Genomic DNA, 18,393 nt, shown 5'->3' with positions numbered 1-18,393 from the left:
CGCTCATCGTGTCACACGTGGCATGCCATGGTGTCCAGCCACGCGGCCGCGCTGCCGTCCCGATGGAGTGCGGGGGCGACGGCGCGTGGTGGCGTTGTCGAAGCCGGGCGCCGGGGCGCGGCTCAGCCGATACCCGGGGGCCACTCGCCCGCGTGGTCCACGGACTCGGTGTTCGGGTTCCAGGTGTACGTGGACACAGCCCGCCCGCTCGCACCGGCATTGCTCTCGCCCTCCTTGGCCCACCGGTAGGTGACCTGGATGGCGGAGTTGGACAGCCGCACGGTCGCGGGCGAGAAGGCGATGCCCTCCTGGGTGGTCGTGCCCAGGTACTCGCCGTCGTGGAAGAGCATCTGCTGCGACGGGGAGGACGCCGTGCCCCCGCGGATCGTCAGCGTGACCCACGACAGGTCCGCGCACGGGTCGTACGTCTCGGTGTCGATCGCCACCCACTCGGCGTCGGGAACGTTGCCCTGGGGGAACGCCGGGCCCACCTTGTCGATGTTCTCGTTCACGGCCTGCTCCGCGGAGGTGTTCGCGCACGACCCGGACGGTTCGGGGGTCGCAGACGACGCCGTGGTCGCCGCGGGGCTCTGCGACCCGGGCGCGGGGGTGTCGGACGCGGTCATGTGACTCTTGGGCTGCGCGGCGGGCGAGGACACGGGAGCCGCGGCGGTCGCCTGGCCGGTCGCCGCGGCGTCGGTCCCGGCCTGCGGGCTCCCGGCCTGGGAGCGGATGCCGGACGTGGGCCCGTTGGCGATCTCGGAGGAGGTGGCCATGGACTGTGGTTGTTCCGCGAGCGAGGAGCTGCATCCGGTGAGCCCGCCCAGTGACAGGACCAGGAGGGCGGCTGCCGCGGTCACCGTGCGTGTGCGGTGCATGACGAATCCTCTCGTCTCATCCGTTCCCCGATGTCCACGGGTGGTTCTAGCGTGAGGGCTTGTCTTCACTTAAGCAATACTTCTATGTAGATGCAAAAGAATCAGCCCGCGACCAGGGCATTCGTCCCGAAGACCGTCACGCGTCGTCGTTCGCGAAGCTGTCACCCGGCCCACCCCAGGAGCCGTTCCGGGAGCGTGAACGCATGTATTCGCCCAGCACCGCGGCGTCGAGGTCCTCGGGATCCGGGGCGACCACCCGACCGCGCACCCGGCGCGCGAGCGCCGCGATGAAGCGCACGAGCCCGGGATCATCCCCCAGCCGGAACAGGGTGATCTCGGTGCCGCGCCGGGCCACGGCGTCCAGCTGCGCCACGGTGAGCCGCAGGGTCTCGCGATCGGGCGGGTACATGAACCATGCCTCGCCGCCGGGTTCCAGGTGGGCGGTGGCCTCACCGTCCGTGACCACGAGCAGCACGGGGTGCATGGTGGGGTGCTTGCGGAAGAAGCGCTGCGCGAGCAGCAGGCCGTGATGCAGGTTGGTGCCCTGTTCGTGCCACGCGGGCAGCGCGGTCAGCTCCCCGATGTCCATCGTCTGGGCGTAGCGGCCAAACGTGATGAGTTCGAGTGAGTCACCCCGGAAGCGGGTGGAGATCAATTGGTGCAGGGCGATCGCCGTGCGCTTCATGGGGACCCAGCGCCCGTTCAACGCCATGGAGAAGGACGTGTCCACGAGCAGCGCCACCGCCGCTTGCGTGCGCGCCTCCGTCTCGCGCACCTCGATGTCCTGGACGTCGATCCGCAGACCCGCACTCGGGTCCGCGCCCGACGCCGCCGTGCGGGTCACCGCGTTGGTCACCGTGCGGGTCACGTCCCACGGTTCCACGTCCCCGAACTGCCACGGGCGGGACGAGCCGGTCTGCTCACCGGCGGCGCCGGCGAGCCGGGTGTCCCGGCGGCCACTGCGACCGGAGAGTCTCCCGGCGGCGTCGCGCAACAGGGATTTGCCGAGCTTGCGCATGGCCCGCGGGGACAACCGCAGTTCGCCGTCCGTGCCGCGGCGCAGGTAGCCGCTGTCCCGCATGGCGCGCTCGAGCTCGGTGAGTGTGCGCGCGGCGACGGCGGCGTCGTCGCCCAGTTGCCGGGCCAGCGCGGCCACGTCCAGGTCCGAGAGCGTGGAACCCGCATACGACTGGGACAGCTGCTCGCTCAGGGCGTCCAGGTCCGCGAGGTCCTGCAGCACACCCGTCCCGTCCCCGAGACCGAGGCCTTGATCGCCCTCGAACTGCTCCGAACCGGACCAATCCAACCCGGGACGCAGACCCTGCAGCGCGGCGTCGAGGCGGCCCAGTTGAGACATCAGTTCGGGGGAGCCGAACGCCTGCGCGGACAGCGCCATGAGCTCCTCGCGCTGCTCCGGGGTCATGGAGCGCATCATGCGCTGCGCGGCGGCGGAGCGCTCGGCCAGCGCGTCGATGAGCTCGTCGATGTCCTGGGGGTTCTCGGGGAACTGGTCCCCGTGCCGGTTCATGAACCGCTCGAAGTCCTCGGGTGTGTCCTCGCCGCGGGTGTGCTTCTCGAGCAGCTCGTTGAGGTCCTCGAGCATGCGGGAGACCGCGGCGCGGTCCTCGTCCGTGGCGTTCTGCAGCGCGTTCTTCATCCCCGCGAAGCGCTGCTCGAGCAGTTCGCGGCCCAGCAGGTCCTTGATCTGTTCGTAGTTGCGCCGTGCGGCGTCCGACTGCCAGTCGTAGTCGGACAGTTCCGTCACGGCCGCCGCGGTGGAGGACGGCAGGGCATTGAGGCGCATCTCCCGGAACTGCCGGTCCGTGGGATCCATGCGCGCGTCCCGCAGGAACTGGTCGCGTTCCTCGCGCAGCGCGCGGTCGAGCAGTTTCTTGGCCTCCTGCACCGTGCCGTCCAGGCGGTGCCGGCTCAGCAGGTCCCGACGCCGCTGATGCACCTGGCGCGCCAGATCGTCCAGTCCGCGCTGGTTGCGCCCGCCGCGGCGCAGGAATTCGCGCAGGGCCTGGTCGGGGGAGTAGCCGGCCATGACGTCCTCGGTCACGGCGTCCAGGACCTCCCCGAGGTCCACAGGTGGGGCCAGGGGATCGGGGCCGCCTGAGTAACGACCGTACCGTGAAGAATGCCGGGGTGTGCGCATGGGAGGCCTATCCGTAGACGGTTTCCCCGTCGCCGGACTCCTTGGAGAGCTTCCGGGTCAGGAACAGCCCCTCGAGGGCGAGTTCGACGGCGGTCGCGCGGTACCCGGGCCCCTCACCGCCCACGCGTTCGGCCAACCGGTCGTAGAGCTCGGAGTCCTCGAGGGCGGGCAGGGCGTCGAGGAACTCCTGGGCGCCCACGCGTTCGCCGGTCGTGATGGTGCGCTGACCGTCGAACGCGGCGACCAGGGGAGAGAGATCCAGGCCACGGAAGTGTTCCCGCACGGCCTGGGCGGTCGCGGTACGCAACAAGTGCTCCAGGATGTCGTCCTCGCGGCCTTCCTCACCGGATTCGAACTCAACCTTCCCGCCGAGTACGGCCACCGCGGTGTCCACGTCCACGAGCCGGGCCACGGCGGGGTCACCGGGGCGCACCGTGGCTCGGTGCCGGGCGGCGGCCGCCACGGTTTCAGCTCCCGCGATCGCGAAGCGCGCGGAGACACCCGAGGACTGGTTCACCGCGCTGGATTCACGCAGTTGTCGTGTGAACCGGGCCAGGATCTCCAGGATGATGTCGGGGACCTCGGCGGTGAGTTCGGCCTCCTGGCGGATCACGGCCATCTCGTCCTCGAGTTCGAGCGGGTAGTGGGTGCGGATCTCCGCCCCGAAGCGGTCCTTGAGCGGGGTGATGATCCGGCCGCGGTTGGTGTAGTCCTCCGGGTTGGCGGAGGCCACGACCATGACGTCCAGCGGCAAGCGCAGCACATAGCCGCGGATCTGGATGTCCCGCTCCTCCATGACGTTGAGCAGGGCCACCTGGATGCGCTCGGCCAGGTCAGGTAATTCGTTGAGCGCCACGATCCCGCGGTTCGCGCGCGGGATCAGCCCGTAGTGGATGGTCTCGGGGTCCCCGAGCCGCCGCCCCTCCGCGACCCGCATGGGGTCCACGTCCCCGATCAGGTCCGCGACGGACGTGTCCGGGGTGGACAGCTTCTCCACGTAACGCTCGTCGCGATGGCGCCACGTGATCGGTAGGTCGTCACCCTCCTCGGCGATCCGCGCGGTGGACTCAGCGGTGAGCGGTTCGTAGGGGTGTTCGTTGAGTTCGGAGCCCGCGATCACGGGCGTCCACTCGTCCAACAGCCGTGGCAGGGTGCGCAGCAAGCGGGTCTTGCCCTGGCCGCGTTCACCCAGCAGCGCGACGTCGTGCCCCGCGATCAGCGCGCGCTCGAACTGGGGGATCACGGTGCGCTCGAAGCCGTGCAGTCCCTGCCACGGGTTCTCCCCCGCGGCGAGCGCCGCGAGCAAGTTGTCGCGGATCTCCCGGCGCAGGGATTTCAGCTCATGACCCGACGCGCGCAGGTCACCCAGGGTGCGGATGTCAGGTTGGGCGTTCACGCGCGTCACGCTACGCCCGGTGGGCGGCGGCGTCGAGCCCCCGGGGCGGTTCGGTGACGTCGTGTGACGGGCGGGGAGCCGTGCGGGGCGGGGCCCGTGACGCGGGGGCGGGTGCGTTCTAGGCTGACGAAGCATGAGCGACTCCCGCGGATCGACCACCGTCCTGCTCGTGCGTCACGGCCGCACCCCCACGACGGGTGAGCTGTTGCCGGGGCGTTCCTCGGGACTGCACCTGTCCGAGCAGGGGTGGGAGCAGGCGCGCGCCGCGGCCGAGCGGATTGCGGAACTGACCGTGAGCGCGCTGTACAGTTCGCCGCTCGAACGCGCGCGGGAGACCGCCCAGCCGAGTGCCGAGCTGCTGGGTCTGCCCGTCCGCGAGGACCCCGCACTCCTGGAGCTCGACGTGGGGCAATGGACGGGGTGCGCGCTCAACGACCTCAACCGGTTGCCCGAGTGGCGCACCGTGCAGCACAATCCCTCCGCGTTCCGGTTCCCGGACGGGGAGAGCTTCCCCGAGATGCAGCAGCGCATGGTCGATGCCGTGCAGCGCCTGTGCACGCTCCACCCCGGTGGGACCGTGGTGTGCTTCTCCCACGCGGACCCCATTCGCGGGTTGCTGGCCCACGCGATGGGCACGCCCCTGGACAACTTCCAGCGGCTCAGCGTGGGGCCGTGCTCGATCTCGGTGCTGTCCTATCCCGCGGCGCCCGACGGTGCGGATGAGCCCTCCGGCGACGACACGAATCCGGTGGTGCTCACGGTCAACTCCACGCGGGATTCCTTGCGGGAGCTGGTGGCGTCGTGACGGGCCGGTCCGGCGCGACCCGGAGCGGGCGCGGGGGCGGCGGGACGGCGTCGTCGTGAGGGCGGCGTCGTGAGGGCCGAACGAGCGGACGAGCTGCTGCGCACGGGGGAGATCACGCTGCTCGGGCAGCTCGCGCGCAGCAGCAATGAGACGTTCCTCGTGGAGGTGCGCGCGCTGGCGTCGCAATCGGTCACCGGCACCGACGGCGACGCTCGTGCCGGCGAGGTCCCCGACCCTGAAGCCGCCGAGGCCTGCTCGGCTCCCACGATCGGCGACGACGCCGCTCCGGCCGGCTCACCCGTCGCGGCACCCGGCCCCGACAACGCAGCTCCCGCAGCGACGTCGTTCGGTCCGCCGGACTCGGACACGGCATGCTGGGCCATCTACAAACCCGAGCTCGGGGAGCGGCCCCTGCACGACTTCCCGCCGGGTCTGTACCGCCGGGAGCGCGCCGCGTACCTGCTCAGCGAGGCGCTCGGCTGGGGGATCGTCCCGCTCACCGTGATCCGGGACGACGCCCCGTTCGGGACGGGATCGCTGCAGTTGTTCGTGGCCGCGGACCCCCGGGAGCACTACTTCACGATTGTGGAGGACCACCCGGACACCCACCCGGTGCTGCGCGCCATGGCCGCCTTCGACGTGCTGACCAACAACACCGACCGCAAATCCGGCCACGTCCTGCGCGGCTGGGACGGGCGGGTCTGGGGGATCGACCACGGACTGTGCTTCGCCGCGGCGTTCAAACTGCGCACCGTGATCTGGGAATTCGCGCGCGACCCCTTGCCCCTGGACCTCGTGGCGGACATTGCGGCGCTCGCCGAGAACGGCGCACCGCCGGAGGTGGCCGAGCTGCTGACGACCGAGGAGACGCGTGCCCTGCGTCGTCGTGCCCGTGCCCTCGCGCTGCTGGGCAGGCTCCCGGAGGACCCCTCCGGCATGCGCTACCCGTGGCCGCTCGTGTGAGCCGCCCCGGAGCGGTCCGCTGCGCGTGAAGCGGCCGGGGGTCCGGTGGAGGCGCGGGGCCGCGGCACCGTAGTCTGACCGTGCGCGTGACAGCGCGCTCGTCGAGAACCTGGCAAGGAGTAACCCATGACGCAGCCCATCCCGGACCCCAACCCGCTCGACAACCCCGAGGCCTCGGACGACACGTTCCGCGAGGACGAACTGATCGGCACCACCGGTGATGAGGACTCCGCGTGGGAGGAGGACGACGCCCAGTGGGGTGCCGACGAGGATCCCCTGACCCACCCCGAGGAAGCCGACGTGGAGCAGGTGGCGCAGGAGGAGACGATCCCCGAGCTCGATACCACCTCCGAGACCCAGGACCCGGAGGTCGAGGCCCTCGTGCAGGACCCGCAGGCCGACCGCGAGGTCAACCGCTCGCTGCGGGACGGCGCGGACCAGACCGTGGACCCCATGGACGAGCGCTGACGCGACACGCCGTCGCAGACCACCGACGACCCGTGGCGTCCGGGTGGCCCGTGTGGCCCCCGGTCGTCGCGGGTCGTCGCCGTGCGGGCCGAATCCCGGCGTGACCCGGACCGATGCCGCCGCGAGGGCCGCGCGGGTCGTCGCCGTCGCGACACACCTGACACCTGGACGCGCGCGGTAAACGGTCTATTCTTGAGGTATGTCCCGATTCAGCCCGCTCGAGTGGCCGGTCATCCGCCAGCTCCGGACCGGGGATCACACCGGCCGCAGTTCCGCGGTGCAATCACAGCGCACGCGTGAGATCACGCCGCGCACCAGCAGCGCGGACCGCGTGGTGCAGAGCGTGTGCCCGTACTGCGCGGTGGGGTGTGGCCAGAAGGTCTACGTCAAGGACGAGCGCGTGGTCCAGATCGAGGGTGATCCGGATTCCCCGATCTCCCGCGGTCGGTTGTGCCCCAAGGGGTCGGCGAGCGAGCAGCTCGTGAACTCCCCGGGCCGTCAGACCCAGGTGCTCTACCGCGCCCCGGGTGCCGCCGAGTGGCAGCCCCTGGACCGGGATACCGCGATCGACATGATCGCCGATCGTTTCCTGGAAGCCCGACGCCGCGGTTGGCAGGACACGGACGAGCAGGGCCGGCCGTTGCGCCGCACCATGGGCATCGCGTCCTTGGGCGGCGCCACGCTGGACAACGAAGAGAACTACCTGATCAAGAAGCTGTTCACTGCAGCGGGGGCCGTGCAGATCGAGAACCAGGCTCGGATTTGACACTCCGCCACGGTTCCCAGTCTGGGAACCTCGTACGGCCGCGGCGGCGCCACCCAGTCGCTGCAGGACATGGCGAACGCCGACTGCATCGTGATCCAGGGATCCAACATGGCCGAGTGCCACCCCGTGGGATTCCAGTGGGTCTCCGAGGCGAAGGCGCGCGGCGCCAAGATCATCCACGTGGATCCGCGTTTCACGCGCACCTCTGCGGTCGCGGACAAGCACGTCCCCATCCGGGCGGGCTCGGACATCGCCCTGCTCGGTGCGCTGATCAACTACGTTCTCACGCACGACCTGTGGTTCCACGACTACGTGGTGTCCTACACGAACGCCGCCACGATCATCAACGAGGACTTCGAGGACACCGAGGACCTCGGCGGGATCTTCTCGGGCTACGACGTCGAGAAGGGCGCGTACGACCTCTCGTCGTGGGCCTACGACGACGAGGACGACGACGCCGGTGACGGCACCGACAAGCACGAACAGGGCGACGAGGAACGCGAGGAAGCCGGCGGCGACAAGTTCGGCAGCGGCGGCGCGCCCACGGGTGCGTCCGAACCGCGCTGCGACGAGACCCTGCAGGACCCCCGCACGGTCTTCCAGATCCTGAAGCGCCACTTCTCGCGCTACACGCCGGAGAAGGTCGAGGAGGTGTGCGGCATCTCCGCCGCGGACTTCGAGTACCTGGCCCGTGCCGTGACCGAGAACTCGGGACGCGAGCGCACCACGTGCTTCGCGTACGCCGTGGGGTGGACCCACCACACGCTGGGCGCGCAGTTCATCCGCACGGCCGCGATCCTGCAGTTGCTGCTCGGCAACGTGGGTCGTCCCGGCGGGGGCGTCATGGCACTGCGCGGGCACGCGTCCATCCAGGGCTCCACGGACATCCCCACGCTGTTCAACCTGCTGCCGGGTTACCTGCCCATGCCCTCGGTCGAGTCCGATTCGCTCACCGAGTACCTGGGCACGATCGGTTCCAAGACGCAGAAGGGCTACTGGGCTGACGCGGACGCCTACACCGTGAACTTGCTCAAGGCATGGTGGGGGGACGCCGCGCGCGACGACAACGACTGGGCGTACCACTACATGCCGCGGATCAACGGTCCGCACGGGACGTACCAGACCCTGATGGCCATGCTCGAGGACAAGGTGGACGGGTACTTCCTGCTGGGGCAGAACCCCGCGGTGGGATCGTCCAACGGGCGCATGCAGCGCACGGCCATGTCCCACCTCAAGTGGCTCGTGGTGCGCGACCTGAACATGATCGAATCCGCCACGTGGTGGAAGGACGGACCGGAGATCGAGTCCGGGGAGCTGAAGACCGAGGACATCCAGACCGAGGTGTTCTTCATGCCGGCGGCCACCCACGTGGAGAAGTCGGGATCGTTCACGCAGACCCAGCGCCTCGTGCAGTGGCGCCACCAGGCGGTCTCCCCGCCGGGTGACGCGCAGAGCGAGCTGGACTTCTTCTACGACCTGGGCCGGCGACTGCGCAGCCGGTTGGCGGAGTCCACGGATCCCCGCGACCGGCCCCTGCTGGACCTCACGTGGGACTACCCGCTGACCGAGGAAGGCGAACCGGATCCCGAGAGCGTGCTCGCGGAGATCAACGGCCGGTTCGAGACCGGCCCCGATGCCGGGAAGCCGCTGTCCTCCTACACCCAGATGAAGGCGGACGGCAGCACGTCCGGCGGGTGCTGGGTCTACACCGGCATCTACGCGGACGGGATCAACCACGCCGCCGATCGTGTGCCCGGGCGGGAGCAGGACGAGATCGCCTCCAAGTGGGCGTGGGCGTGGCCCGCGAACCGACGGATCCTCTACAACCGCGCCTCGGCGGACCCCCAGGGCAAGCCGTGGAGCGAGCGGAAGAAGCTCGTGTGGTGGGACGAGGAGTCCGGGCGCTGGACCGGCAAGGACGTGCCCGACTTCCCGGTGGACAAGGATCCCGGCGCGCGGCCTGACCCGGAGCTCGGTGGCGCGGCCTCGCTGCACGGCGACGACCCGTTCATCATGCAGGCGGACGGCAAGGGGTGGCTGTACGCCCCCAAGGGTCTCGTGGACGGGCCCATGCCCACCCACTACGAGCCCCAGGAGTCGCCGGTGGCCAATGCGCTGTACTCGCAGCAGCAGAACCCGGCCCGCGTGATGTTCCCCCGCAAGGACAACCTCTCCGCGCCGAGTGCGGGCGCGCCCGGCAGCGAGGTCTACCCGTACGTGTTCACCACGTACCGGCTGACCGAGCACCACACCGCCGGTGGCATGAGCCGCTGGTTGCCGTACCTGTCCGAACTGCAGCCCGAGGCGTTCTGCGAGATCTCCCCGGAGCTCGCCGAACAGCAAGGGTTGGAGCCCTTTGGATGGGCCACGATCATCTCGCCGCGCTCGGCCATCGAGGTCAAGGTCCTGGTGACCGACCGGATGACGCCGCTGCGGGTGGGCGGGCAGACCGTGCACCAGATCGGGCTGCCCTATCACTGGGCCGTGGGCAAGGACGCCGTGGTCAGCGGTGACGCCGCCAACGACCTGTTGGGGATCACCCTGGACCCGAACGTCCAGATCCAGAACTTCAAGACGGGTTCGTGCGACATCCGCCCCGGCCGCCGGCCGCGCGGTGCCGAACGCATCGCGCTCATCGAGGAGTACCAGGAGCGGGCCGGGCTCACCGTCCGGACCGGCAACGAGCGGATCACCGATCCGCAGCGGGAACTGAACGAGGATCCGAAGCGTCCCCACGGCGAGGGCCAGTCCGCGGGGCGTTCCACGGCCCGAGGAGCCGGCACCGCGGTGCGGGAACGGGAAGAGGACGAGTGAGCACGGATCGGATGACACCCACTGACAGGTTCGCGGACGACTCCCACTGGGATCATCCGCACGAGCGCCGCGGGTTCTTCACGGACACCTCCATCTGCATCGGGTGCAAGGCGTGCGAGGTCGCGTGCAAGGAGTGGAACCGCAACCCCGCGGACTCCGACTACGAGCTGCTGGGTTCCTCGTACGACAACACGGGCGGCCTGGGCGCGGACACGTGGCGGCACGTGGCATTCATCGAGCAGTCGCGGGACCGCATCGAGCAGGCCCGGGAATCCGGGCGGGCGCTCGTGGACCTGGGGATGCCCCGCGTGGGTCCGCCCGCGGCGTCGTCGTCGGCTGAACCCGCGTCCGGTGGCTGCGGGTGCTCGTCCGGGGGAGGGGGGTGCGGGAGCGCGGCCACGACCGGCGGCGCATCCACCGCGCAGGACGGCGACTCCCCGGTCCTGGACACCCCGGACTTCCGGTGGCTCATGTCCTCGGACGTGTGCAAGCACTGCACCCACGCCGGGTGTTTGGACGTGTGCCCCACGGGCGCGTTGTTGCGCACCGAGTACGGCACCGTGGTGGTCCAGGAGGACATCTGCAACGGCTGCGGTACGTGCGTGGCCGGCTGTCCGTTCGGCGTGATCGAGCGCCGCGACGACGGTCTCGTGGAGCCCAAGACCCAGCGCGGTGCGGCACCCATGCCGGACACTGTGAAGGTCCCCCAGGACGGGATCGCCCAGAAGTGCACGCTGTGCTACGACCGTATGAAGGACGACCAGACCCCGGCGTGCGCGCAGGCGTGCCCCACCACGTCCATCAAGTACGGCGAGCGCGAGACCATGCTCGAGTCGGCCCAGAAGCGCGTCGCCCAGTTGCACGAGCAGGGCAAGACCGAGGCGCGGCTCTACGGCGCCAACCCCAAGGACGGCGTGGGCGGAACCGGGTCCATCTTCCTGCTGCTCGACGAGCCCGAGGTGTACGGCCTGCCGCCGGATCCCCGCGTCCCCACGGCGGACCTGCCGCGCATGTTCAAGCGTGCGGGCATGGCCATGGTGGGCATGCTGGCGCTCGGCGCGGTCGCGTTCACGGCGGGTGATCGCTCATGAGCATTTCCCCGTACGACGCCTACCGTCCGCCGCAGGAGCCGCGCGGCAAACGACGCCGCAAGAACCGCACCCCGGGCGGGGGAGCCTTCCGCCGCGGTGGCGGTGACGGTTCCCGCGAAGTGCCCGTGGTGCCGGAGCCCGAGTTCACGTCCTACTACGGCCGCCCGATCGTCAAGGCCCCGCCGTGGGACTCCAAGATCGCGTCCTACCTCTTCCTGGGCGGTCTCGCGGGTGGTTCCGCGCTGCTGTCCCTGGGCGGCTACCTCACGGACCGGCCCGCACTGCGTCGCAACGGTCGCCTGGGTGCACTGGGAGCGGCGAGCCTCGGGACCGTGGCGCTCGTCGCGGACCTCGGGCGCCCCGAACGGTTCCTGCACATGATGCGCACGGTCAAGCCCACCTCGCCCATGAGCCTGGGTTCGTGGTTGCTTGCGGGTTTCGCGACCAACGCGGGCGTGGCCGCCGCGATCGAGGTGGACCGGATGACGGATGAACGCCTCCCGCTCGGCCCCCTGCGCCCGGTGCTGCACGCGCTCGAGCTGCCCACGAGCGTGGCCTCCGGCGTTCTCGGAGCGCCGCTCGCGGCCTACACCGCCGTGCTGCTCGGGGACACCGCAGTGCCCACATGGCACGAGATGCACGCGCACCTGCCGTTCGTGTTCGTCAGCTCGGCGTCCTTGGCGTCCGGGGGCTTTGCGCTCGTGACCACGCCCGTGGCGGAGACCGGTCCCGCGCGGTTCTTCGCGGTGGCCGGGGTCGCGGGGGAGCTCGCGGCCATGCACGTCATGAAGGGCGCCATGGACCCCGTCTCCGTGGAGCCGCTCGAACAGGGCAAGCCCGGTGCGTGGCTCACGTGGAGCGAACGGCTGTCGGTCATCGGTGGCGCGGGCGTTCTGCTTGGCGGACGACGCCGCTGGGTCGCCGCAGCCTCGGGGCTCGCCCTCATGACGTCCTCCGCGCTCACGCGCTGGGGTGTGTTCTGGGCCGGCAAGGAATCCGTGAAGGACCCCCGGTACACCGTGATCCCGCAGCGCAACCGGCTCGAGAAGCGCCGCGCCGCCGGGATCATCGACGATTCGATCACGACCGCCGGTTGAGTCTGCCGTGGCGGGGGGCTGCCCCGCTCACGTGCGAACACATGCCCGGGACGACCGCGCAGGCCGTCTCGCAACCGGTCGGATGAACGGTTCGCGCAATGGGTTGAGTTGAACGACGCGCTCAGCGCACGGTGATGAGCGCGTCGCCGTCGGCGGGAACCTCGGTGGTCTCCCCGATCACGGGATAGCCGGGGACCTCCCCGACCACGAGCAGTCCGCCCGAGGTCTGGGCATCCGCGAGCAGGAGCAGCTGGTCCTCCGTGATTCCCAATCCCGCGGACAGGAACGGGCGCACCCAGTCCAGGTTGCGGCGGGTACCACCCGAGACGAAACCGTCCCGCAGGGCGTCCGCGGCGCCGTCGACGAGCGGAACCGCGGAGGCGTCGAGCGTGGCGGCCACCCCGGAGGCCCGGCACATCTTGTACAGGTGGCCCAGCAGACCGAAACCGGTCACGTCCGTGGCCGCACGCACCCCGGCCGCAAGGGCTGAGCGAGACGCATCCTTATTGAGCGCGGTCATGGTCTCGATCGCGGCGGGGAACACCTCGCCCGTGGTCTTGTGCCGGTTATTGAGTAGTCCCACCCCGATCGGCTTGGTCAGGGTGATGGGCAGACCAGGCCGGGCGGCGTCGTTGCGCATGAGGCGTTCGGGATCTGCGGTACCGGTGACCGCCATGCCGTACGTGGGTTCGGGGGAGTCGATCGAGTGCCCACCGATCACGGGGCAGCCCGCGAGCGCGGCCACGTCCAGGCCGCCCTGCAGCACCTCGGACATCAGGCTCATGGGCAGCAGTTCACGGGGCCAGCCCACGAGGTTGATCGCGACCACGGGGGTCCCGCCCATCGCGTAGATGTCGGACAGTGCGTTCGCCGCGGCGATCCGGCCCCAGTCGCGGGCGTCGTCCACCACGGGGGTGAAGAAGTCGGCGGTCGAGAGCACCGCGAGGTCGGGACGCACGAGGACGGCCGCGGCGTCGTCGCCGTCGTCCAGGCCCACGAGGACGTCCGGGGAGTTCTGGCCCGTGAGTCCCTTGACGGCGTCCTCGAGCTCGCCCGGCGGGATCTTGCAGGCGCAGCCACCGCCGTGGGCGTAGCTCGTGAGACGGCCGATCCCGGTCCCGGACGGGTGCGAGGTCGTGGACGGGCGGGCGGCTTCGGAAGTCATGCGACCAGTCTAGGAGTGGGGACGGACAGGCTACTGAGGCATGACGACCGAGGGCGTCCGAGTGCGGTGATACATTCGCTCCCGGAGGCGTACGTGTCCTGGTGGGCGCCCCGGTCTTCAAAACCGGTGAGACCGAGCAGCTCGGTCTGGCGGGTTCGATTCCCGTCCGCCTCCGCCACTTTTTGAGCACTCGCCCGCCACAGATCCCGAGGAGTTGCCGTGAGTGCAGCGGATCCCCGCAGCCGCATCCCCCGTACCGACCGGTTGCTCGCGGATCCTCGCATCGGGTCCGTGGGAGCCGGGCTGGGGGCCGCGGCGGTGCGGGCCGCGATCACGGCCGCGCAGGCCCGGGCACGCGCGGGGGAGATCGCGCCCGAGGACGTCGCGAGCGCCGTCGTCACCGAGCTCTCGGCGCGCGGCGCGTCTTCATTGACCCCGGTGCTCAACGCCACGGGCGTGGTCGTGCACACCAACCTGGGCCGCGCTCCGCTCTCCGATGCCGCCCGCCAGGCCCTGCAGGACGCCTCCGGCTACGTGGACGTGGAACTGGACCTGACCACCGGGCAGCGCTCCGGCCGGGGTGTCGCCGCGCGGCAGGCACTGCTCGACGCGTGCCCCGCCGCCGAGGATGCGCTGATCGTCAACAACGGTGCCGCGGCGTTGGTCCTCGCCACGACCGCGCTGGCCGCTGGGCGCGAGGTCCTGATCAGCCGGGGCGAATTCGTGGAGATCGGTGCCGGGTTCCGCTTGTCCGACCTCATGGAATCCACGGGTGCGCGGCTGCGCGAGGTGGGGACCACCAACCGCACGCACCGCGCCGACTACCGGGACGCCATGGGTCCGGAGACCGGGTGCATCCTCAAGGTCCACCCCAGCAACTTCCGGGTGGACGGCTTCACGTCCTCGGTGCCGCTCGGGGAGCTGCGGGCGCTCGCGGACGAGCACGGGGTGGCGCTCGTGGTGGACGTGGGTAGCGGCCTGCTCACGCCGGATCCCGCGCTGCCCCACGAGCCGAGTCTGTCGGAAGCGCTCGAGGCCGGCGCGGACGCCGTGATCGCGAGCGGGGACAAGTTGCTCGGCGGGCCCCAGGCGGGTCTGTTGCTCGGGCGCACCGAGACGATCCGCCGCCTTGCGCGCTTCCCGCTGGCCCGGGCCGTGCGCGCGGACAAACTGACCCTCGCCGCCCTCGAGGCCACCCTGCGGGGCGGTCCCACCCCCGTCGCGAGCGCCCTGCACGCGGACCCGCAGCGCGTGCGTGAGCGCGCGGAGGCCCTGGCCGCCGCGGTGGGGGCCGACGTCGTGGAGCACGATGGTCGCGTGGGTGGGGGTGGTGCTCCCGGTGTCCCGCTGCCCGGCTGGGCCGTGCGGCTCCCGGAGGCCGCCGCGCGCCCGTTGCGTCTCGGCACGCCAGCCGTGCTGCCGCGCGTGCACGACGGCGCGTGCCTCGTGGACCCCCGCTGCGTCCCCGAGGAGCGGGACACCGACCTGCTCGCCGCCGTGCGCGCGGCGCTCGCGGAGGTGGGCTGATGTACGTCGTGGCCACGGCCGGTCACGTGGACCACGGCAAGTCCACCCTGGTCCGAGCACTCACGGGGATCGAACCGGACCGGTGGGACGAGGAGAAGCGACGCGGGCTCACGATCGACCTCGGGTTCGCGTGGACCGAGCTGCCCTCGGGGAGGCATGTGGCGTTCGTGGACGTCCCCGGGCACGAGCGGTTCCTGGGCAACATGCTTGCCGGTGTGGGCCCGGCTCCGGTGGTGTGCTTCGTGGTGGCCGCGGACGAGGGCTGGCAGGCCCAGTCCCGCGACCACCGGGATGCGGTCGCTGCTCTCGGGATTGAGTACGGGATGATCGTGGTGACCAAGGCGGATCGGGCTCCGGAGCGAGTGGCCGACGTCGTGGCGCGGGCGCGCGCGGAGCTCGCCCACACGGGTCTCGCGGACGCTCCCGCCGTGGCCGTCTCGGCGCGGAAGGGAACCGGACTCGACGAGTTCCGGGACACGCTGGACGCGGTGCTCTCCCGCGTGCCCGGCCCGGACCCGGACGCCAGGATCCGGTTGTGGATCGATCGGGCCTTCACGATTTCCGGTGCCGGGACCGTGATCACCGGGACCCTGACCGCCGGGACCCTGCACACGGGTGACCGGTTGACCCTGCGCGGTCGAGCGGGAAAGCAAGTGGTCACCGTGCGCTCGATCCAGAGTCAGAATGATTCCGTGGCGCGGATCGGACCCACCCACCGCGTGGCCGTGAACCTGCGGGGCACGAGCAAGGACGCGATCCACCGTGGGGACGTGCTCGTGACCCCGGACGCGTGGCCGAGCGCGGGCGTCATCGGGGTCCGCCGTGAGCGGGGTGCTCCGTTCGACGAACTGCCCGCCGAGATCGTGGTGCACGCGGGAACGGCCGGCGTGGGCGCTCGGTTGCGACCGCTCAATGCCGATCACGCCCGATTGCAGCTGGACCACGAGATGACCCTCGTGCCGGGGGACCGGCTCGTGCTGCGCAGTCCCGGGGCGCAGGTCGCGGTCGGGGGTGCACGTGTGCTCGACGTCGACCCGCCCACCTTGGACCGGCGCGGTGCGGCCGCCCGGGAGGCCGCTCGGCTCGCGGGCATCGCCGACCACGGCGACCCCGTGGCGGAAACCGTCAAGTACGGGGCGGTGAGCACCGAGCGGTTGCGGCTGCTGGGGTTCGCGGCGGACGAGACGCCCTCCGGCGACGTCGTGGTGGCGGACGGATGGTGGATCCACGTGCCCCGGCTCACGGAGTGGGCCACGCAGTTGCGAGCGGCGGTCGAGGCCGCGCACGAGCGCGACCCCCTGGCCCCGGGACTGCCCCGAGGCGCGGCCCGCACAGCGCTCGGCGAACCGGGCGGTCGGCTCCTGGACACAGTCGTGGCCCGGGCGCAGCTCACGGAACGGGACGGGTACATCACGGTCCCCGGTCGCGGCGGTGGGCTCGGCACCGCGGAGGCGGCGATCGCCGCGCTCGAGAAGCGCTTGCGCGCGGAGCCGTTCGCGGCGCCCGAGGCGTACGAACTGCAGGAGCTGCGCCTCGGCCCGAGGGAACTCGCGGCGGCGCAGCGGCTCGGTCGGGTGCTGCGGTTACCCGGCGACGTCGTCCTGTTGCCCACCGCGCCCGCGCTTGCGATGCGCGAGCTCGCGCGGCTGCCCCAGCCTTTCACCACGAGCCAGGCGCGGCAGGCGTGGGGCACCACGCGCCGGGTGGCCGTACCGCTGCTCGAACACCTGGACGCCAAGGGCTGGACGCGGCGCGAGGACGGGAGCAACCGCAGCATCGTGCGGTGAACACCCGCTGCGGATCGGTACGAGCGGTGGGACCTTGCGCGCCGTGAGCGAAACATCCTCGCGGGGAGGCGGAGCGGGGGCTAACGTCGACACCACGACATCCGGTGATCCGGCGCGAGACCCAGCGAAGGAGCAGTCATGACCGAAACCCCCGCACAGGACCCCCAGGGCGGACAGCCCCCGCTCGAGAACGGCACCCCGGACGGTGCCCTGCCCGACCAGGCCGCCAACGGCGTTCCGCAGGGAGAGACCAATGGCGCGCCCCAGGGCGAGACCATCGGTGCGACCGGTGACGCTCAGGACTCGTCCCTCGAGAAGGACCCCTCGACCTGGGTCAGCGGCGATGAGCCCATGACCGCGTCCCAGAAGTCCTACCTGGACACCCTCGCCAAGCAGGCCGGGGAGGAACTGCCCGCGGATCTCACCAAGGCGGAGGCGTCCCAGCACATCGAACGGCTCAAGGGCTCGCAGAACTGATCCGTCCTCATCCGGGACGTCCCGGATCCACCGCCCCGTACCCGGCATCCACGCCGCGTGCGGGGCGGTGTCCGCTTTGGGGCGCGGTGGGCGCGCACAGTAGATTGGGCCCGTGCCCCAGGACCAGAAACCCCTCGTGAAGACCACGCTCGTGGGAGACGGCGCGCATCGCGTCGTGTTCCTGCACGGGCTCTTCGGCCGCGGCAAGAACTTCACGAACATCGCCAAGGGATTGCGACCCGAGTTCCGCAGTCTGCTCGTGGACCTGCCCAATCACGGGGACTCCGCGTGGACGGACGAGTTCGGCTACGCGGACATGGCCGACACCGTGGCCGCCGAGCTGCGCGAGTCCTTCGCCGCGGACGGTCCCGTGGACGTCGTGGGCCACTCGATGGGCGGTAAGGTCGCCATGATCCTGGCCCTGCGCCACCCGGAGCTGGTCCGCCGGCTCGTGGTCGTGGACATCTCCCCGGTGGGCGCGCAGGAGTCCGGTGCCGGGCGGGGCGAGTTCGAGCACCTGCTGGACGCCCTGCAGCGCCTGGACCTGAGCGACGTCACCCACCGCTCCCAGGCCAACGCCGCGCTGCGCCCCGAGATCCCCGAGGACCACGTGCGCGGTTTCCTCCTCCAGAACCTGCGCCACCGGGACGGTGGTTTCGGGTGGCAGCCCAACCTGGGTCTGCTCCACGCCGAGCTGGGTGTCATCGGGGACTGGCCCTCGGACGACGTCGCCGGGCGCACCTTCACGGGGCCCGTCCTGTGGATCGCGGGGGAGCGTTCCGACTACGTCCAGGACAGCGACGTCCCCGCGATGCGCGCGCTGTTCCCGCGAACCGTGCGGATCACGGTGCGCGGCGCGAGCCACTGGGTGCACGCGGACCGCCCGGACGAGGTCATCTCCGCGCTACGCACGTTCCTGCTCGCGGAGCGCTGATCCCGCGCGGTGCCGCCGATCCGCGCGGCCCGCTCCTGGCTCGAGGACGTACTGATGCCGCGAACCC

General features: G+C 71.0%; 14 protein-coding genes and 1 tRNA gene. 11 read left to right on the top strand and 4 right to left on the bottom strand.

The annotated features are described in order from the left end of the window. Nucleotides 1–122 precede the first annotated feature (122 nt). From IE157_RS00435 to IE157_RS00425, 3 genes are all read right to left on the bottom strand, one after another. A complete protein-coding gene (locus IE157_RS00435) occupies nucleotides 123–878 on the bottom strand; it encodes an LppP/LprE family lipoprotein (RefSeq protein ID WP_318281228.1) in 756 nt (251 codons plus the stop codon). A 136-nt stretch (nucleotides 879–1,014) separates the two neighbouring features. Beyond that, nucleotides 1,015–3,036 carry a VWA domain-containing protein gene (locus IE157_RS00430; RefSeq protein WP_193518827.1) on the bottom strand — a complete coding sequence of 674 codons (2,022 nt, stop codon included), beginning with the start codon at nucleotides 3,034–3,036 and terminating at the stop codon, nucleotides 1,015–1,017. 7 nt (nucleotides 3,037–3,043) lie between these two features. Beyond that, complete coding sequence (locus IE157_RS00425; RefSeq protein WP_193518826.1) at nucleotides 3,044–4,432, bottom strand: sigma 54-interacting transcriptional regulator; 1,389 nt, start codon at nucleotides 4,430–4,432, stop codon at nucleotides 3,044–3,046. A gap of 133 nt (nucleotides 4,433–4,565) precedes the next feature. Between IE157_RS00425 and IE157_RS00420 the strand changes: the two genes are divergently transcribed. The 6 genes from IE157_RS00420 (at nucleotide 4,566) to nrfD (ending at nucleotide 12,436) form a co-directional block, all read left to right on the top strand. After that, nucleotides 4,566–5,237, top strand: coding sequence for a histidine phosphatase family protein (locus IE157_RS00420; RefSeq protein WP_193518825.1), 672 nt, complete (start codon nucleotides 4,566–4,568; stop codon nucleotides 5,235–5,237). Nucleotides 5,238–5,306: 69 nt separating this feature from the next. Next, entirely contained in the window at nucleotides 5,307–6,200 is an 894-nt protein-coding gene (locus tag IE157_RS00415) for an SCO1664 family protein (RefSeq protein ID WP_318281227.1), read from the top strand. Nucleotides 6,201–6,326: 126 nt separating this feature from the next. Beyond that, on the top strand, nucleotides 6,327–6,668 hold the full coding sequence (locus IE157_RS00410) for a hypothetical protein (protein WP_035965408.1): 342 nt from the start codon (nucleotides 6,327–6,329) through the stop codon (nucleotides 6,666–6,668). Nucleotides 6,669–6,867: 199 nt separating this feature from the next. Continuing rightward, a complete protein-coding gene (gene fdh / locus IE157_RS00405) occupies nucleotides 6,868–10,248 on the top strand; it encodes a formate dehydrogenase (RefSeq protein ID WP_193518824.1) in 3,381 nt (1,126 codons plus the stop codon). 11 nt (nucleotides 10,249–10,259) lie between these two features. Continuing rightward, the gene (locus IE157_RS00400) at nucleotides 10,260–11,339 is read left to right on the top strand and encodes a 4Fe-4S dicluster domain-containing protein (RefSeq protein ID WP_035965484.1); all 1,080 of its coding nucleotides are present in this window, start codon (nucleotides 10,260–10,262) and stop codon (nucleotides 11,337–11,339) included. Further along, nucleotides 11,336–12,436 (top strand): NrfD/PsrC family molybdoenzyme membrane anchor subunit, encoded by a 1,101-nt coding sequence (gene nrfD, locus IE157_RS00395; RefSeq protein WP_064846027.1) that lies wholly within the window; start codon nucleotides 11,336–11,338, stop codon nucleotides 12,434–12,436. The genes IE157_RS00400 and nrfD overlap by 4 nt, the downstream gene beginning before the upstream one ends. 121 nt (nucleotides 12,437–12,557) lie before the next feature. On the opposite strand, the gene selD is transcribed toward nrfD, so the two are convergent. Next, a complete protein-coding gene (gene selD / locus IE157_RS00390; RefSeq protein WP_193518823.1) occupies nucleotides 12,558–13,601 on the bottom strand; it encodes a selenide, water dikinase SelD in 1,044 nt (347 codons plus the stop codon). A gap of 83 nt (nucleotides 13,602–13,684) precedes the next feature. On the opposite strand from selD, the gene IE157_RS00385 reads away from it, so the two are divergent. The 5 genes from IE157_RS00385 to IE157_RS00365 all read left to right on the top strand — a co-directional run bounded on the left by IE157_RS00385 (nucleotide 13,685) and on the right by IE157_RS00365 (nucleotide 18,326). Beyond that, nucleotides 13,685–13,779: transfer RNA gene (locus IE157_RS00385), tRNA-Sec, on the top strand. Nucleotides 13,780–13,820: 41 nt separating this feature from the next. Then, entirely contained in the window at nucleotides 13,821–15,128 is a 1,308-nt protein-coding gene (gene selA / locus IE157_RS00380) for an L-seryl-tRNA(Sec) selenium transferase (protein WP_193518822.1), read from the top strand. Next, nucleotides 15,128–16,915, top strand: coding sequence for a selenocysteine-specific translation elongation factor (selB, locus tag IE157_RS00375; RefSeq protein ID WP_193518821.1), 1,788 nt, complete (start codon nucleotides 15,128–15,130; stop codon nucleotides 16,913–16,915). Before selA ends, selB begins: the two co-directional genes overlap by 1 nt. Nucleotides 16,916–17,191: 276 nt before the next feature. Continuing rightward, nucleotides 17,192–17,392, top strand: a complete 201-nt coding sequence (locus tag IE157_RS12745) for a DUF3072 domain-containing protein (RefSeq protein ID WP_231885531.1) — start codon at nucleotides 17,192–17,194, stop codon at nucleotides 17,390–17,392. Between the two features lie 112 nt (nucleotides 17,393–17,504). Beyond that, nucleotides 17,505–18,326 carry an alpha/beta fold hydrolase gene (locus IE157_RS00365; RefSeq protein WP_098054159.1) on the top strand — a complete coding sequence of 274 codons (822 nt, stop codon included), beginning with the start codon at nucleotides 17,505–17,507 and terminating at the stop codon, nucleotides 18,324–18,326. Nucleotides 18,327–18,393 lie beyond the last annotated feature (67 nt).

Source organism: Kocuria marina (assembly GCA_014652975.1).
Lineage (GTDB): Bacteria > Actinomycetota > Actinomycetes > Actinomycetales > Micrococcaceae > Kocuria > Kocuria marina.
The sequence above is the reverse complement of the archived record's forward strand: the minus strand, read 5'-3'. Positions and strand labels throughout refer to the sequence as shown.

What these genes read in the sequence shown, in the direction of transcription:
- IE157_RS00435 (WP_318281228.1), bottom strand. Translation starts at nt 878, where the DNA reads ATGCACCGCACACGCACGGTGACCGCGGCAGCCGCCCTCCTGGTCCTG.
- IE157_RS00430 (WP_193518827.1), bottom strand. Translation starts at nt 3,036, where the DNA reads ATGCGCACACCCCGGCATTCTTCACGGTACGGTCGTTACTCAGGCGGC.
- IE157_RS00420 (WP_193518825.1), top strand. Translation starts at nt 4,566, where the DNA reads ATGAGCGACTCCCGCGGATCGACCACCGTCCTGCTCGTGCGTCACGGC.
- IE157_RS00410 (WP_035965408.1), top strand. Translation starts at nt 6,327, where the DNA reads ATGACGCAGCCCATCCCGGACCCCAACCCGCTCGACAACCCCGAGGCC.
- IE157_RS00400 (WP_035965484.1), top strand. Translation starts at nt 10,260, where the DNA reads ATGACACCCACTGACAGGTTCGCGGACGACTCCCACTGGGATCATCCG.
- nrfD (WP_064846027.1), top strand. Translation starts at nt 11,336, where the DNA reads ATGAGCATTTCCCCGTACGACGCCTACCGTCCGCCGCAGGAGCCGCGC.
- selD (WP_193518823.1), bottom strand. Translation starts at nt 13,601, where the DNA reads ATGACTTCCGAAGCCGCCCGCCCGTCCACGACCTCGCACCCGTCCGGG.
- selB (WP_193518821.1), top strand. Translation starts at nt 15,128, where the DNA reads ATGTACGTCGTGGCCACGGCCGGTCACGTGGACCACGGCAAGTCCACC.